This is a genomic window from Klebsiella sp. M041, assembly GCF_059759695.1.
On the sequence record NZ_JCAXWU010000006.1, the window covers coordinates 138,134 to 152,272 of the forward strand.

Here is a 14,139-nt window from a genome sequence, read left to right on the forward strand (position 1 = left end):
TTTTTCGTTTCAGGTCGCATGATGGCTGATTATTTACTGCTCTTTATCGGTACTGTCCTTGTCAATAACTTCGTTTTAGTGAAGTTCCTTGGCCTGTGCCCGTTTATGGGTGTTTCCAAAAAGCTGGAAACCGCAATGGGGATGGGGCTCGCGACCACCTTCGTGATGACCCTGGCCTCTATTTGCGCCTGGCTGATTGATACCTGGATCCTTATCCCGCTAAATCTGGTTTATTTACGTACCCTGGCCTTTATTCTGGTTATCGCCGTGGTGGTTCAGTTCACTGAGATGGTGGTGCGTAAAACCAGCCCGGCGCTTTATCGCCTGCTGGGGATCTTTTTGCCACTGATCACCACCAACTGCGCGGTGCTTGGGGTGGCGCTGCTGAACATCAATCTGGGCCACAATTTCCTGCAGTCGGCGCTGTACGGTTTTGCCGCCGCCGTCGGCTTCTCGCTGGTGATGGTGCTGTTCGCGGCGATCCGCGAGCGTCTGGTGGTGGCCGATGTCCCCGCGCCGTTCCGCGGTAATGCCATCGCGCTGATTACCGCCGGTTTAATGTCTCTGGCCTTTATGGGCTTTAGTGGTTTGGTGAAGTTGTAATGAGCGCAGTCTGGATAGCCGTGATCGCCATCAGCCTGTTAGGGCTGATTTTCGGCTTAATACTGGGGTACGCGTCGCGCCGTTTCGCGGTGCAGGACGACCCGGTGGTGGAAAAAATTGATGAACTGTTGCCGCAGAGCCAGTGTGGGCAGTGCGGCTACCCTGGCTGCCGCCCCTATGCGGAAGCGGTGGGCGTGCAGGGTGAGAAAATTAACCGCTGCGCGCCGGGTGGCGAAGCGGTGATGTTAAAAATCGCCGCCCTGCTCAACGTCGACCCACAGCCCGTCGACGGCGACGAGCAGGCAGCCGAGCCGGCCCGCATGCTCGCCGTGATTGACGAGCCGAACTGCATCGGCTGCACCAAATGTATTCAGGCGTGTCCGGTGGATGCCATTGTCGGGGCGACCCGCGCCATGCATACCGTGATGAGCGACCTGTGCACCGGCTGCAACCTGTGTGTTGCCCCCTGCCCGACCCAGTGCATTTCACTCGTTCCGGTGGCGACGACCCCGGAAACCTGGAAATGGGATCTGCATACGATCCCGGTGCGAAATATTCCTGTGGAACAACATGTTTAAGCTATTTTCCGCTTTCCGAAAAGACAAAGTCTGGGATTTTAACGGCGGTATTCACCCGCCGGAGATGAAAACCCAGTCAAACGGCACCCCGCTGCGCCAGGTTTCCCTGCCGCAGAGCTTTGTGATCCCGCTGAAGCAGCATATCGGCGCCGAAGGCGAACTGTGCGTCAAGGTCGGCGACCGGGTGCTGCGCGGCCAGCCGCTGACCCGCGGTTGGGGAAGAATGCTGCCGGTTCACGCTCCCACCTCCGGCACCGTTGCCGCTATCGCCCCGCACACCACTGCCCATCCGTCCGCGCTGGCGGAGATGAGCGTGATCATTGACGCCGACGGCGAAGACCGCTGGATCGAACGCGACGGCTGGAGCGACTATCAGACCCGCACCCGTGAAGCGCTGATTGAGCGCATCCACCAGTTTGGCGTTGCCGGCCTCGGCGGCGCGGGCTTCCCCACCGGCAGTAAACTGCGCGGCGGCGGCGATAAAATTAAAACGCTGATCATTAACGCCGCCGAGTGCGAACCCTATATCACGGCGGACGACCGTCTGATGCAGGACTGCGCGGCGCAGATTGTCGAAGGGATCCGCATCCTTGCCCATATTCTGCAGCCTGACGAGGTGCTGATCGGCATTGAAGACAATAAGCCGCAGGCCATCTCGATGCTGCGGGCGGTGCTTTGCGACGCCCATGGCATTTCGCTGCGCGTGATCCCCACCAAATACCCCTCCGGCGGCGCCAAGCAGCTCACCCAAATTCTCACCGGCAAACAGGTACCCCACGGTGGTCGCTCTTCGGACATTGGCGTGCTGATGCAGAACGTCGGTACAGCCTATGCGGTGAAACGCGCAGTGATTGACGGAGAGCCGTTAACCGAGCGCGTGGTCACCCTCACCGGCGAGGCGGTAGCCCGGCCGGGCAACGTCTGGGCGCGCCTTGGCACGCCGGTGCGCCATTTGCTTAACGACGCCGGTTTCTGCGCCAGCGCCGAGCCAATGGTGATCATGGGCGGGCCGCTGATGGGCTTTACCCTGCCGGGGCTCGACGTCCCGGTGGTGAAGATCACCAACTGTCTGTTGGCGCCCTCCGCCAGCGAGATGGGCGAGCCGCAGGAAGAGAAAGGCTGCATTCGCTGCAGCGCCTGCGCCGATGCCTGCCCGGCCGATCTGCTGCCGCAGCAGCTTTACTGGTTCAGCAAAGGCCAGCAGCACGATAAAGCCACCGCCCACAATCTGGCGGACTGCATCGAATGCGGCGCGTGCGCGTGGGTATGCCCAAGCAATATTCCACTGGTGCAGTACTTCCGTCAGGAGAAAGCCGAGATCGCGGCGATTCGCCAGGAAGAGCAGCGCGCTGCGGAAGCCAAAGCGCGATTCGAGGCCCGACAGGCGCGCCTGGAGCGTGAGAAAGCGGCCCGCGCCGAGCGGCATAAAAAAGCCGCCGTCCAGCCTGCCGCCAAAGATCAGGATGCGATTAACGCCGCCCTGGCCCGGGTACGTGATAAACAGCGCGACGCCGCGCAGCCTATCGTGATTCATGCCGGCGCCAGACCAGACAACAGCGAGGCGATCGCCGCCCGCGAAGCGCGGAAGGCCGAAGCCCGGGCGCGTAAAGCGCAGCAGCAGGCCGCGCCGGCGGAAGCCCCGGCGGCCGAGCCGGTCGACCCGCGTAAAGCCGCGGTGGAAGCCGCTATCGCCCGCGCCAAAGCGCGCAAAGCCGAACAGCAGGCCGCGGCGGCGGAAGCCCCGGCGGCCGATCCGGTCGACCCGCGTAAAGCCGCGGTGGAAGCCGCTATCGCCCGCGCCAAAGCACGCAAAGCCGAACAGCAGGCCGCGCCGGCGGAAGCCCCGGCGGCCGAGCCGGCCGACCCGCGTAAAGCCGCGGTGGAAGCCGCTATCGCCCGCGCCAAAGCGCGCAAAGCCGAACAGCAGGCCGCGCCGGCGGAAGCCCCGGCGGCCGAGCCGGTCGACCCGCGTAAAGCCGCGGTGGAAGCCGCTATCGCCCGCGCCAAAGCGCGCAAAGCCGAACAGCAGGCCGCCCCGGCGGAAGCCCCGGCGGCCGAGCCGGTCGACCCGCGTAAAGCCGCGGTGGAAGCCGCCATCGCCCGCGCTAAAGCGCGCAAAGCCGAACAGCAAGCCGCCCAGGCGGAAATCGCGTCAACCGCAGCCAATGACGACCCACGCAAAGCGGCCGTCGCCGCGGCGATCGCCCGCGTTCAGGCGCGCAAAGCAACACAGCAGGCAGTTAACGAGGAATAAATGGTTTTCAGAATCGCAAGCTCCCCCTATACCCATAACCAGCGGCAGACTTCGCGCATTATGCTGCTGGTGCTGCTCGCCGCCGTGCCTGGCATTGTGGTCCAGACATGGTTTTTCGGCTGGGGCACCGTCCTGCAGATTGTCCTCGCCGCTCTGACGGCCTGGGCAATGGAAGCCGCTATTCTCAAACTGCGCAAACAGCCTGTTGCGTCCACCCTGAGGGATAACTCCGCCCTGCTCACTGGCCTGCTGCTGGCGGTGAGTATTCCGCCGCTGGCCCCCTGGTGGATGGTGGTGCTCGGCACCGCCTTTGCCATAGTGATCGCCAAGCAGTTGTACGGTGGACTCGGCCATAACCCCTTCAACCCGGCGATGATCGGCTACGTCGTGCTGCTGATTTCGTTCCCGGTGCAGATGACCTCCTGGCTGCCTTCATACGAGATTGCCGCCCATATCCCGGCGTTCAGCGATACGCTGCAGATGATCTTTACCGGTCATACCGCCGCCGGAGGCGACATGGCCAGCCTGCGGCTGGGTATCGACGGCATCAGCCAGGCAACCCCGCTGGATACCTTCAAAACCTCCCTGCATGCCGGACATAGCGTCCAGCAGGTACTGCAGTTGCCAGTTTACGGCGGCGTTCTGGCGGGCCTGGGCTGGCAGTGGGTGAATATCGCCTGGCTGGCGGGCGGACTGTTTCTGCTGTGGCAGAAAGCGATCCGCTGGCATATCCCGGTCAGCTTCCTCGTCAGCCTTGGCCTGTGCGCAACCCTCGGCTGGATCTTCTCGCCGCAGAGTCTGGCCTCACCGCAGATGCATTTGCTCTCCGGAGCCACCATGCTTGGCGCCTTCTTTATTCTGACCGACCCGGTGACGGCTTCGACAACCAACCGCGGCCGTCTGATCTTTGGCGCCCTCGCCGGCCTGTTGGTGTGGCTTATTCGTAGCTTCGGCGGTTACCCGGACGGCGTGGCGTTTGCCGTTCTGCTGGCGAATATTACCGTGCCGCTGATCGATTACTACACGCGCCCGCGCGTGTATGGCCACCGTTGAGAGAGCGAAGATGTTAAAAACCATGCGAAAACACGGCGTCACGCTGGCGCTGTTTGCCGCCGGCTCCACCGGGCTAACGGCGGCGATCAATGAGTTGACCAAAAGCACTATCGACCAGCAGGCGGCCCAGCAGCAGAAAGCGTTATTCGACCAGGTTTTACCTGCTGACCGCTATAATAACGATCTGCTCAAGAGCTGCTATCTGGTCAGCGCCCCGGCGCTGGGCAAAGGCCAGCATAAAGTGTGGATTGCCAAAAATAACGACCAGCCGATCGGCGCGGTCATGGAAGCCACCGCGCCGGATGGCTATTCCGGAGCGATCCAGCTGCTGGTGGCCGCCGATTTTAGCGGCACGGTCCTCGGCACCCGCGTGACCGAGCATCATGAAACCCCGGGTCTGGGGGATAAAATCGAGCTGCGCCTGTCGGACTGGATCACCCATTTTACCGGGAAAGTCATCCACGGCCAGGGCGACAGCCACTGGGCGGTCAAAAAAGACGGCGGCGATTTTGATCAGTTCACCGGCGCCACCATCACCCCCCGGGCGGTGGTCAATGCCGTTAAGCGCGCAGGCCTGTATGCACAAACGCTGCCTGCGCAACTTCCAGAATTCAGCGCCTGTGGAGAGTAACCATGAGCGAAGTTAAAGACGTCATCGTCCAGGGTCTGTGGAAAAACAACTCCGCTCTGGTTCAGCTGTTAGGGATGTGTCCCCTGCTGGCGGTCACCTCGACCGCCACCAACGCCCTTGGGCTGGGTCTGGCGACGACCCTGGTGTTGACCCTGACCAACCTGACCATCTCCAGCCTGCGCCGCTGGACCCCGGCGGAGATTCGGATCCCGATCTACGTGATGATTATCGCCTCGGTGGTGAGCGTGGTGCAGATGCTGATCAACGCCTATGCGTTCGGTCTGTATCAGTCGCTGGGGATTTTTATCCCGCTTATCGTCACCAACTGCATCGTGGTGGGCCGCGCCGAAGCCTTTGCCGCCAAAAAAGGACCGGCGCTGTCGGCGCTGGACGGCTTCTCTATCGGTATGGGGGCCACCTGCGCGATGTTCGTGCTGGGCTCCCTGCGCGAAATCCTCGGCAATGGCACGCTGTTTGACGGCGCCGACAGCCTGCTTGGCAGTTGGGCAAAGGTCCTGCGCATCGAGGTTTTCCATACAGACACTCCTTTCCTGCTGGCTATGCTGCCGCCAGGCGCCTTTATTGGCCTCGGCATGATGCTGGCGGTAAAATACCTTATCGATGAACGTAGCAAGCAGCGGAAGGCGCAGGCGGCCCGGGCCGACTCTGTCGCACCGTCTGACGCGACAGGGAAAGCGTAATATGAACAAAGCCAAACGCCTGGCGATCCTTACCAGGCTGCGGGACAACGATCCCCACCCCACCACCGAGCTGCACTTCAGCTCGCCGTTTGAGCTGCTGATTGCCGTCCTGCTCTCGGCGCAGGCGACCGACGTGAGCGTCAATAAAGCGACAGCCAAACTCTACCCGGTGGCCAATACGCCTGCGGCGATGCTGGCGCTGGGGGTGGAGGGCGTGAAATCCTATATCAAAACCATCGGCCTGTTTAACAGCAAAGCGGAAAACGTCATCAAAACCTGCCGGATCCTGCTGGAGCAGCACAACGGCGAGGTACCGGAGGACAGAGCGGCGCTGGAGGCGTTGCCCGGCGTGGGCCGCAAAACCGCCAACGTGGTGCTAAATACCGCCTTTGGCTGGCCGACGATCGCCGTGGACACCCATATCTTCCGCGTTTGCAACCGGACGCAATTCGCCCCCGGGAAAAACGTCGAACAGGTGGAAGAGAAGCTGCTGAAGGTGGTTCCCGCCGAGTTTAAGGTCGACTGCCATCACTGGCTTATTCTGCACGGCCGTTACACCTGTATCGCTCGCAAGCCGCGCTGTGGCTCCTGCCTGATTGAAGACCTTTGCGAATTCAAAGACAAAGTCTACGCCTGAGCGTTTCACTCACGACCATAGCCTAACTTTGGGTTATGGTCCGCATTTAGCTATTTAACCCGCCGTTAACACCGCATAAACCGCATTTTCATGGGCAATTATCCGGTTATATAACAAACAACCAGCTCATTCATTTTTTAGCGGCACAAAATTTCTATACATTTGTGATCCCGATCATGCTCGCAACTTAATGTTGAAAGAATGTTATTAAAATGGAAATTAAATTCAGGCAATACAACGGCTGATCAAAGATTACCAGGATAATAAGCCATGAATTTTTAGGATAATGGACCATATCACTGCTTTATTGCGCAATCAGTAGAATATATCGCCTTTCCGGGGAAAATGGGCGAATCAAAAAGATAAAAATAGCAGCGATAACGTAACGGTGAAATTTAACTCTGGATAACATTCATATGTCCGGCGCATTATACCGCCCTGATTATGTGTAACAGATTATTACAAAGGCCTTGCCTGATGCGCCAGGATAGTGAACATTACCTGCCGTTTTCCCTCCAAGAATAACTATAAAGGCGGCGGTCCAACGAGATTGCGCCCCGAACACCCCCCAGTAAATATGGGATGTAAAAAAAGAGGTATATGTGTCTACTGCAAACAATAAACCAGCAGAAAGCGTGAGTCTGAACGCTTTCAAACAACCACGCGCGTTCTATCTCATTTTCTCGATCGAGTTGTGGGAGCGTTTTGGTTACTACGGCCTGCAAGGGATCATGGCCGTTTACCTGGTAAAACAGCTGGGTATGTCGGAAGCGGATTCCATTACTCTGTTCTCCTCCTTTAGCGCGCTGGTTTATGGCCTGGTCGCCATTGGCGGCTGGCTGGGCGATAAAGTGCTGGGTACCAAACGCGTCATTATGCTGGGCGCTATCGTGCTGGCCATCGGCTATGCGCTGGTCGCCTGGTCCGGTCATGACGCCGCTATCGTCTATATGGGTATGGCGACTATCGCCGTCGGTAACGGCCTGTTTAAAGCCAACCCGTCTTCCCTGCTTTCTACCTGCTATGACAAAAACGATCCGCGTCTGGACGGTGCATTTACCATGTACTACATGTCCATCAACATCGGTTCGTTCTTCTCGATGCTGGCAACTCCGTAGCTGGCCGCGCGTTTCGGCTGGAGCGTCGCCTTCGCCCTGAGCGTGGTGGGGATGGTGATCACCATCATTAACTTCGCCTTCTGCCAGAAATGGGTGAAACAGTACGGTTCAAAACCGGACTTTGCCCCGGTGCATATGGGTAAACTGCTGGCGACCATCGCTGGCGTGGTGGTGCTGGTCGCTATCGCTACCTGGCTGCTGCACAACCAGGGTATCGCACGCATGGCGCTGGGCGTCATCGCGCTGGGTATCGTGGTGATTTTCGCCAAAGAGGCGATGGGCCTGAAAGGCGCCGCGCGTCGCAAAATGATCGTCGCCTTCCTGCTGATGGTAGAAGCGATCGTCTTCTTCGTACTGTACAGCCAGATGCCGACCTCTCTGAACTTCTTTGCTATCCGCAACGTGGAGCACTCGATCCTCGGCCTCGCCTTCGAGCCGGAACAGTATCAGGCGCTGAACCCGTTCTGGATCATGATTGGTAGCCCTATTCTGGCCGCCATCTATAACAAGATGGGCGACCGCCTGCCGATGCCGCACAAGTTCGCTATCGGTATGGTGCTGTGCTCCGGCGCGTTCCTCGTCCTGCCTTTAGGGGCGAAGTTCGCCAGCGACGCCGGTATCGTCTCGGTTAACTGGCTGATTCTGAGCTACGCACTGCAGTCTATCGGTGAGCTGATGATCTCCGGCCTCGGCCTGGCAATGGTCGCTCAGCTGGTTCCCCAGCGTCTGATGGGCTTCATTATGGGCAGCTGGTTCCTCACCACCGCCGGTGCGGCAATCATCGCCGGGAAAATCGCCAACCTGATGGCGGTACCGGAAAACGTCACCGATCCGCTGGTGTCGCTGGAAGTGTATGGCCACGTGTTCCTGCAGATCGGTATCGTCACCGCGGTCATCGCCGCCCTGATGCTGCTGACCGCGCCGAAGCTGAACCGAATGACTCAGGACGACAGCGCGGACGTAAAAGCACGCGAAACCGCGGCAGCCTGACGCCGCAGGGAAAACCAATTATTTTTAAGCCGCTAACGTTAGGTTAGCGGCTTTTTTTTTACCCCTGGCGGGACTAACATACAGAAAACTGCAGCCACGAGGAGTAACGCATGAAACTGTTCTACAAACCCGGCGCCTGTTCCCTCGCCTCACATATCGCCCTGCGCGAAAGCGGCCTGGATTTCACTTTGCAGAGCGTGGATCTGGCAAGGAAACAGCTGGAAAACGGGGAAGATTATCTGCTGATCAACCCGAAAGGTCAGGTGCCGGCGCTGCTGCTGGATGATGACATCCTGCTTACTGAGGGCGTGGCTATTATGCAGTACATCGCCGATCAGGTGCCGGACCGCCATCTTCTGGCGCCCGTGGGCTCCGTTGCCCGTTACCAGACCCTGGAATGGCTGAACTACGTCGCTACCGAACTGCATAAAGGCTTTACGCCGCTGTTCCGCCCGGACACCCCGGAGGACTATAAGCCCGTTGCGCGCGCGTTGCTCGAGAAAAAACTGCAGTACGTGGATGCCTCGCTGGCGGATAAACAGTGGCTCACCGGCCATCGCTTCACTATCGCCGATGGTTATCTGTTCACGGTGCTGCGCTGGGGCTATGCGATTAAACTGGATATGGCCGCCTGTGGTCATATCGGCAGCTGGATGGCGCAGGTGGCGGCGCGTCCGGCAGTGGCTGACGCCCTGGCAGCGGAAGGCTTAAAGTGAGACCAGAGACTGCCCGGCGCTCTGCCGGGCAGAGTCGGAAAGTTACAGTCGGGTGGCGCTGAAGCAGTGCTCCGGCACAGCAATACGATCCTGCGCCGCCACCACCTGCAGTTCATACTCCTGCATGTTTTTGGTAGTCAACATGATCTCGTACACTGCGGCGGTGACGTGCTCAAGCGCGTCGCGCAGGCTGGCGCCCTGCAGCAGTTTCACCAGCAGCAGACCGCTGGTCACATCGCCAACGCCCACCGGCTGACGCAGGCCAAAATCCACCAGCGGCCGGCTGATATGCCAGGCTTCATCTGCGGTTACCAGCAGCATCTCAAAACGGTCCATGCTCATGCCGGCGCGGGAAAGATGCTTAACCAGCACCACCTCCGGCCCCTGGGCAATCAGCTCCCGCGCGGCGGCCACCGCCTCGCTCACGCTGGCAACCGGATGACCGCAGAGGATCTCCAGCTCCACCAGATTAGGCGCAATGATATCGCTGGCCGGCAGCGCATAGCGCACGTGGAACTCCGCCACGCCAGGGGCGACGATGCAGCCCTTCTCCGGATGGCCCATCACCGGGTCACAAAAATACTTCGCCGCCGGATTGGCCGCTTTTACCTGACGCACGATGCCCAGGATATGCTCGCCCTGTTCAGCAGAGCCGAGATAGCCGCTCAGTACCGCATCACAGGTCTGCAGCTTATCGATAGCGGCGATGCCCTGGACGATCTCCGTCAGGTGCGAAGGCGGCATCACACAGCCGGTCCATTTGCCGTACTGCGTGTGGTTGGAGAATTGTACGGTATTGAGGGGCCAGACATTGGCGCCCAGGCGGCGCATCGGGAACTCGGCGGCACTGTTGCCGGCGTGGCCAAACACAACGTGAGACTGAATGGCGAGGATGTTCTTCATTTTCTTACCACAACCCTAAAAAGAAAAAGGGCGTGGTTTCCCACGCCCTGGTAGTATTTTTTTATTTCCAGCAGACCAGGCAGTAATTCTTCTTACCGCGGCGCAGCAAGGTGTAGCGGCCGAACAGGCGATCGCTGTCGGCAAAAACATATTCCGGATCGGCCTGTTTTTCACCGTTGATGGTCACTGCGTTAGAGGCGACGGTTTTACGCGCCTGGCCGCGGGACGGCTGCAGCTCGGAATCCACCAGCGCCTGCAGCAGATCGGCGCCCTTTTCCATCTCGATCATCGGCACGCCGTCCTGAGCCAGCTGTTCGAAGTCAGCTTCGCTCAGGTCGCTCAGGTTGCCGTTGAACAGGCTCTCGGTAATGCGTTTCGCCGCTTCCAGGCCCTCTTCGCCGTGCACCAGACGCGTCACCTGCTCTGCCAGCACGTACTGGGCGCGCGGCGCTTTACCGCTGTTTTTATCTTCTTCTTCCAGGGCATTGATCTCTGCGATGTCCATAAAGGTGAAGAACTTGAGGAAGCGATAGACGTCAGCATCCGCGGTGTTGATCCAGAACTGGTAGAATTTATACGGACTGGTCTTTTTCGGATCCAGCCACACGGCGCCGCCCTCGGTTTTGCCGAACTTGGTGCCGTCCGCTTTGGTAATCAGCGGCACGGTGAGGCCAAACACCTGGTTCTGGTGCAGACGACGCGTCAGATCGATACCGGAGGTAATGTTGCCCCACTGGTCGGAGCCGCCAATCTGCAGCGCCACGCCGTGCAGCTTGTTCAGGCAGGCGAAGTCGTAACCCTGAAGCAGATTGTAAGAAAACTCGGTAAAGGAGATGCCCTGATCGTCACGATTCAGGCGCTGCTTCACCGCTTCTTTGTTGATCATCTGGTTAACAGAGAAGTGTTTACCAATATCGCGCAGGAAGGTCAGCACGTTCATGCTGCCAAACCAGTCATAGTTGTTCGCCGCGATCGCCGAGTTGTCGCCGCAGTCAAAATCAAGGAACGGGGCTACCTGTTTGCGGATTTTATCCACCCACTCCTGCACGGTATCCTCGGTATTAAGCTTACGCTCAGCGGCTTTAAAGCTTGGGTCGCCAATCAGACCGGTAGCGCCGCCCACCAGCGCCACAGGTTTATGACCTGCCTGCTGGAAGCGTTTCAGGCATAACAATGGAACAAGATGCCCCAAATGCAAGCTGTCAGCGGTAGGATCGAAGCCGCAATAGAGCGCGATCGGGCCTTGCGCCAGTCGCTCTGCTAACGCTTCCTCGTCCGTCACCTGGGCTACCAGCCCCCGCTCTTGCAATTGTTTAATCAAGTTACTGCTTGCCATCAAATTCTCCATGTATAAACGACTGCACCTCTGCCGGTACACGACTTTTCGCCAGATGCGAAAAGTACATAGAATAAAGCGCCGGCCCTTTCAGCGCCAGCGCTTCGATAACTAATTTCGGCAATTACGGTGCCAGGCGGTCGATTTTCCAGGCGCCGTTATCGCGCTGGTATAAAAAGCGATCGTGCAGGCGATGTTCGCCCCCCTGCCAGAACTCCATCTGCTCGATGCTGACGCGGAATCCGCCCCAGAAACTCGGCAGCGGCACTTCACCCTGCTGGAATTTCTGCTTCAGCTCGAGGAATTTGCTCTCCAGGATACCGCGGGCAGAGATCCGGCTCGACTGTTGCGAGACCCAGGCGCCGATCTGGCTGTCACGCGGGCGGCTGTGGAAATATTTGACCACCTCCAGCGTCGACAGGCGTTCCGCTTTGCCGATCACCATCACCTGGCGCTCCAGCATATGCCACGGAAACAGCAGGCTGACCTGCGGGTTATTTTCTATCTGATGGGCTTTGCGGCTGCCGAGGTTGGTATAAAACACCAGCCCTTTTTCGTCGTAATGCTTAAGCAGCACAATGCGCTGATAGGGTTGGCCGCGCTCATCGACGGTGGCAACCACCATGGCCGTTGGGTCGGCGAGTTTCGCGTCGCAGGCCTGACGCAGCCAGCGCTCAAACAGCGGCAGAGGTTCAGCAGGAAGATCGTGGCGACGCAAACCGCCACGGGTGTATTCACGGCGCAAGTGCGCGATTTGCTGGAGTTCGTCGTTATCAGACATGGCCATTGAGGATATAGTCAAAAGGTGGCGTTATTGTGCGCCCCCCGGACAGAAATCTCAACGTTTGGCGGTCTGCAGCTGGCAGTTATCGAGGACGATGCGGTCGCGCTTATAGACGGTGGCGGTATCGCCTTTCGACCAGAAGACATAGACGCCGTCGGTGTAGCGCGCGCCGGAAGCCGACAGCCCCTCAGACAGATTCAACTGCTGATTGTCATAGATAAAACTAACCTGCTGGCGTTGGTTATTGCGATGGACCGTCAACGGTTTCTGGTCGCATTGATACTCCAGCGTGTCCGTCTGCATCCGCTCGACAAACTGGTTGTAGTAGCTACAGCCCGCCAGCATAAAAGGTACAACTGCGATAAGAATTTTTTTCATTCGTTTGCCTTCGACTTTCCCGGTCACGGAGGGCACTCCGCCCTCCGCTTAACTTGTCCAGTTTACCGGTCGCGTCGTCTTTAAGATTTCAGTTAACTCCGATTCTGCGGCGGATTAGCAGGAAAAATGGCGCCCAGCACCGTGGCTTCGCTGGCGCCGGTCACGGAGGGCAGATTACCCGGCAGGCCGGCGATCGTGCGCCAGGCCAGCCAGGCAAAGGCCAGCGCTTCCATATCATCGCCGCTGATCCCCGCCTCATCGGTGGTGGAGACTTCGGTTCCCGGCAGCAGGGCCGCGAGGCGCGCCATTAACAATGGGTTACGCGCGCCGCCGCCGCACACTAACAAACGCTCGCAGCCGCCGCTTAACAATACCTGCTCACTGATGGTCACGGCGGTTAATTCTGCGAGCGTTGCCTGCACATCCTGCCCGCGCAGCCCCGGATAACGAGCCAGATGCTGCTCCAGCCAGCCGTAATTGAAATATTCCCGACCGGTGCTTTTCGGCGCCGGCAGGGCAAACCATGGATCGCTCAGCATATCCTGCAGCAGCGGCAGGAGCACTTTACCTTCGCTGGCCCATTGGGCGTCCTTATCGTACGGTTTGCCCTGCTGGCGCCAGATCCAGGCATCCAGCAACATATTTCCCGGTCCGGTATCATAGCCCCGCACCGGCTGGCCCGGCACCAGCAGCGATACATTAGCGATCCCGCCGATATTGAGCACCATCCGCCGCTCAACGGGGTGCGCCAGCAGCGCATGATGGAATGCCGGCACCAGCGGCGCCCCTTGCCCGCCAAGCGCCATATCCCGGCGACGAAAATCCCCCACCACGGTGACGCCGGTATGGGCGGCGATCTGGTTGTTATCGCCAATTTGCATCGTATGCGGCGCGTCGCCCTGGGGTTCATGCCATACGGTCTGTCCATGGCAGCCGATGGCAATAACGTCGGTGGGTTTGAGCTTTTCCTGACGCATCAGCGCCAGCACGGCATCGGCAAACAGCCGCCCCAGTCGGGTGTCCAGACGACCTAGCTGCGAAAGGGTCAATGACTGGCCCTGGCAAATCGCCAGAATCTCTTCTTTTATCGCGTGTGGGATGGGCCAGGTGAGACTGGCCTGCTGCGCCACCATGTTTTCATTGATGGCAGCCAAAACGACATCGATACCATCAAGGCTGGTACCAGACATAACGCCAATAAAGCGACCCGATCTCATACGTTGTTCCTTCATTCCATGACCCTTGTATATCCTTCACTCCACCATAAAGTGTACGCTAATGCTATGTTGTAATAATACTTTTTAACAATAGAGCGACAATTCAGAGAACATCGTAAAGAACCGGCGTTTAGTTAAGGTTGAAGCACCATTAATTATTATTTTTTGTATAGTCCGGAGAGAAGCTATGCCCGCCGACGACTAAATGCCATATAATTAACCGCATGGACGTTCAATTGA

At 58.7% G+C, this 14,139-nt stretch carries 13 protein-coding genes and 1 pseudogene; 9 read left to right on the forward strand and 5 right to left on the reverse strand.

Annotated elements, in window-relative coordinates:
- Positions 1–21 precede the first annotated feature (21 nt).
- The 9 genes and pseudogenes from rsxA to gstA all read left to right on the forward strand — a co-directional run bounded on the left by rsxA (position 22) and on the right by gstA (position 9,281).
- Positions 22–603, forward strand: coding sequence for an electron transport complex subunit RsxA (rsxA, locus tag AC6CWS_RS09660; RefSeq protein WP_002907658.1), 582 nt, complete (start codon positions 22–24; stop codon positions 601–603).
- A complete protein-coding gene (gene rsxB / locus AC6CWS_RS09665; RefSeq protein WP_004202846.1) occupies positions 603–1,181 on the forward strand; it encodes an electron transport complex subunit RsxB in 579 nt (192 codons plus the stop codon). Before rsxA ends, rsxB begins: the two co-directional genes overlap by 1 nt.
- Positions 1,174–3,435, forward strand: coding sequence for an electron transport complex subunit RsxC (rsxC, locus tag AC6CWS_RS09670; RefSeq protein WP_065881525.1), 2,262 nt, complete (start codon positions 1,174–1,176; stop codon positions 3,433–3,435). Before rsxB ends, rsxC begins: the two co-directional genes overlap by 8 nt.
- Positions 3,436–4,488: an electron transport complex subunit RsxD gene (rsxD, locus tag AC6CWS_RS09675; RefSeq protein ID WP_048335890.1), complete on the forward strand. Its 1,053-nt coding sequence runs from the start codon at positions 3,436–3,438 to the stop codon at positions 4,486–4,488. It begins immediately after the preceding gene.
- Positions 4,489–4,498: 10 nt separating this feature from the next.
- Complete coding sequence (gene rsxG, locus AC6CWS_RS09680; RefSeq protein ID WP_032453110.1) at positions 4,499–5,119, forward strand: electron transport complex subunit RsxG; 621 nt, start codon at positions 4,499–4,501, stop codon at positions 5,117–5,119.
- Positions 5,120–5,121: 2 nt separating this feature from the next.
- Entirely contained in the window at positions 5,122–5,820 is a 699-nt protein-coding gene (locus tag AC6CWS_RS09685) for an electron transport complex subunit E (protein ID WP_023289925.1), read from the forward strand.
- Between the two features lies 1 nt (position 5,821).
- A complete protein-coding gene (gene nth, locus AC6CWS_RS09690) occupies positions 5,822–6,457 on the forward strand; it encodes an endonuclease III (RefSeq protein WP_023289926.1) in 636 nt (211 codons plus the stop codon).
- Between the two features lie 602 nt (positions 6,458–7,059).
- Positions 7,060–8,565, forward strand: a pseudogene (gene dtpA / locus AC6CWS_RS09695) (dipeptide/tripeptide permease DtpA).
- Between the two features lie 110 nt (positions 8,566–8,675).
- Positions 8,676–9,281, forward strand: coding sequence for a glutathione transferase GstA (gene gstA / locus AC6CWS_RS09700; RefSeq protein ID WP_004202856.1), 606 nt, complete (start codon positions 8,676–8,678; stop codon positions 9,279–9,281).
- Positions 9,282–9,323: 42 nt separating this feature from the next.
- On the opposite strand, the gene pdxY is transcribed toward gstA, so the two are convergent.
- The 5 genes from pdxY to anmK all read right to left on the reverse strand — a co-directional run bounded on the left by pdxY (position 9,324) and on the right by anmK (position 13,899).
- The gene (gene pdxY / locus AC6CWS_RS09705; protein ID WP_023289928.1) at positions 9,324–10,184 is read right to left on the reverse strand and encodes a pyridoxal kinase PdxY; all 861 of its coding nucleotides are present in this window, start codon (positions 10,182–10,184) and stop codon (positions 9,324–9,326) included.
- A 61-nt stretch (positions 10,185–10,245) separates the two neighbouring features.
- A complete protein-coding gene (gene tyrS, locus AC6CWS_RS09710; protein WP_004175868.1) occupies positions 10,246–11,520 on the reverse strand; it encodes a tyrosine--tRNA ligase in 1,275 nt (424 codons plus the stop codon).
- A gap of 124 nt (positions 11,521–11,644) precedes the next feature.
- Positions 11,645–12,301, reverse strand: coding sequence for a pyridoxamine 5'-phosphate oxidase (gene pdxH, locus AC6CWS_RS09715; protein ID WP_032428866.1), 657 nt, complete (start codon positions 12,299–12,301; stop codon positions 11,645–11,647).
- Between the two features lie 57 nt (positions 12,302–12,358).
- Positions 12,359–12,682 (reverse strand): C-type lysozyme inhibitor, encoded by a 324-nt coding sequence (gene mliC, locus AC6CWS_RS09720; RefSeq protein ID WP_032428867.1) that lies wholly within the window; start codon positions 12,680–12,682, stop codon positions 12,359–12,361.
- A gap of 92 nt (positions 12,683–12,774) precedes the next feature.
- Complete coding sequence (gene anmK, locus AC6CWS_RS09725) at positions 12,775–13,899, reverse strand: anhydro-N-acetylmuramic acid kinase (RefSeq protein WP_023289931.1); 1,125 nt, start codon at positions 13,897–13,899, stop codon at positions 12,775–12,777.
- Positions 13,900–14,139: the final 240 nt, after the last annotated feature.

Excerpts from the sequence above, each read along its gene's own strand:
- rsxA (WP_002907658.1), top strand. The coding sequence starts at position 22 with ATGGCTGATTATTTACTGCTCTTTATCGGTACTGTCCTTGTCAATAAC.
- rsxB (WP_004202846.1), top strand. The coding sequence starts at position 603 with ATGAGCGCAGTCTGGATAGCCGTGATCGCCATCAGCCTGTTAGGGCTG.
- rsxC (WP_065881525.1), top strand. The coding sequence starts at position 1,174 with ATGTTTAAGCTATTTTCCGCTTTCCGAAAAGACAAAGTCTGGGATTTT.
- rsxD (WP_048335890.1), top strand. The coding sequence starts at position 3,436 with ATGGTTTTCAGAATCGCAAGCTCCCCCTATACCCATAACCAGCGGCAG.
- rsxG (WP_032453110.1), top strand. The coding sequence starts at position 4,499 with ATGTTAAAAACCATGCGAAAACACGGCGTCACGCTGGCGCTGTTTGCC.
- AC6CWS_RS09685 (WP_023289925.1), top strand. The coding sequence starts at position 5,122 with ATGAGCGAAGTTAAAGACGTCATCGTCCAGGGTCTGTGGAAAAACAAC.
- nth (WP_023289926.1), top strand. The coding sequence starts at position 5,822 with ATGAACAAAGCCAAACGCCTGGCGATCCTTACCAGGCTGCGGGACAAC.
- gstA (WP_004202856.1), top strand. The coding sequence starts at position 8,676 with ATGAAACTGTTCTACAAACCCGGCGCCTGTTCCCTCGCCTCACATATC.
- pdxY (WP_023289928.1), bottom strand. The coding sequence starts at position 10,184 with ATGAAGAACATCCTCGCCATTCAGTCTCACGTTGTGTTTGGCCACGCC.
- tyrS (WP_004175868.1), bottom strand. The coding sequence starts at position 11,520 with ATGGCAAGCAGTAACTTGATTAAACAATTGCAAGAGCGGGGGCTGGTA.
- pdxH (WP_032428866.1), bottom strand. The coding sequence starts at position 12,301 with ATGTCTGATAACGACGAACTCCAGCAAATCGCGCACTTGCGCCGTGAA.
- mliC (WP_032428867.1), bottom strand. The coding sequence starts at position 12,682 with ATGAAAAAAATTCTTATCGCAGTTGTACCTTTTATGCTGGCGGGCTGT.
- anmK (WP_023289931.1), bottom strand. The coding sequence starts at position 13,899 with ATGAGATCGGGTCGCTTTATTGGCGTTATGTCTGGTACCAGCCTTGAT.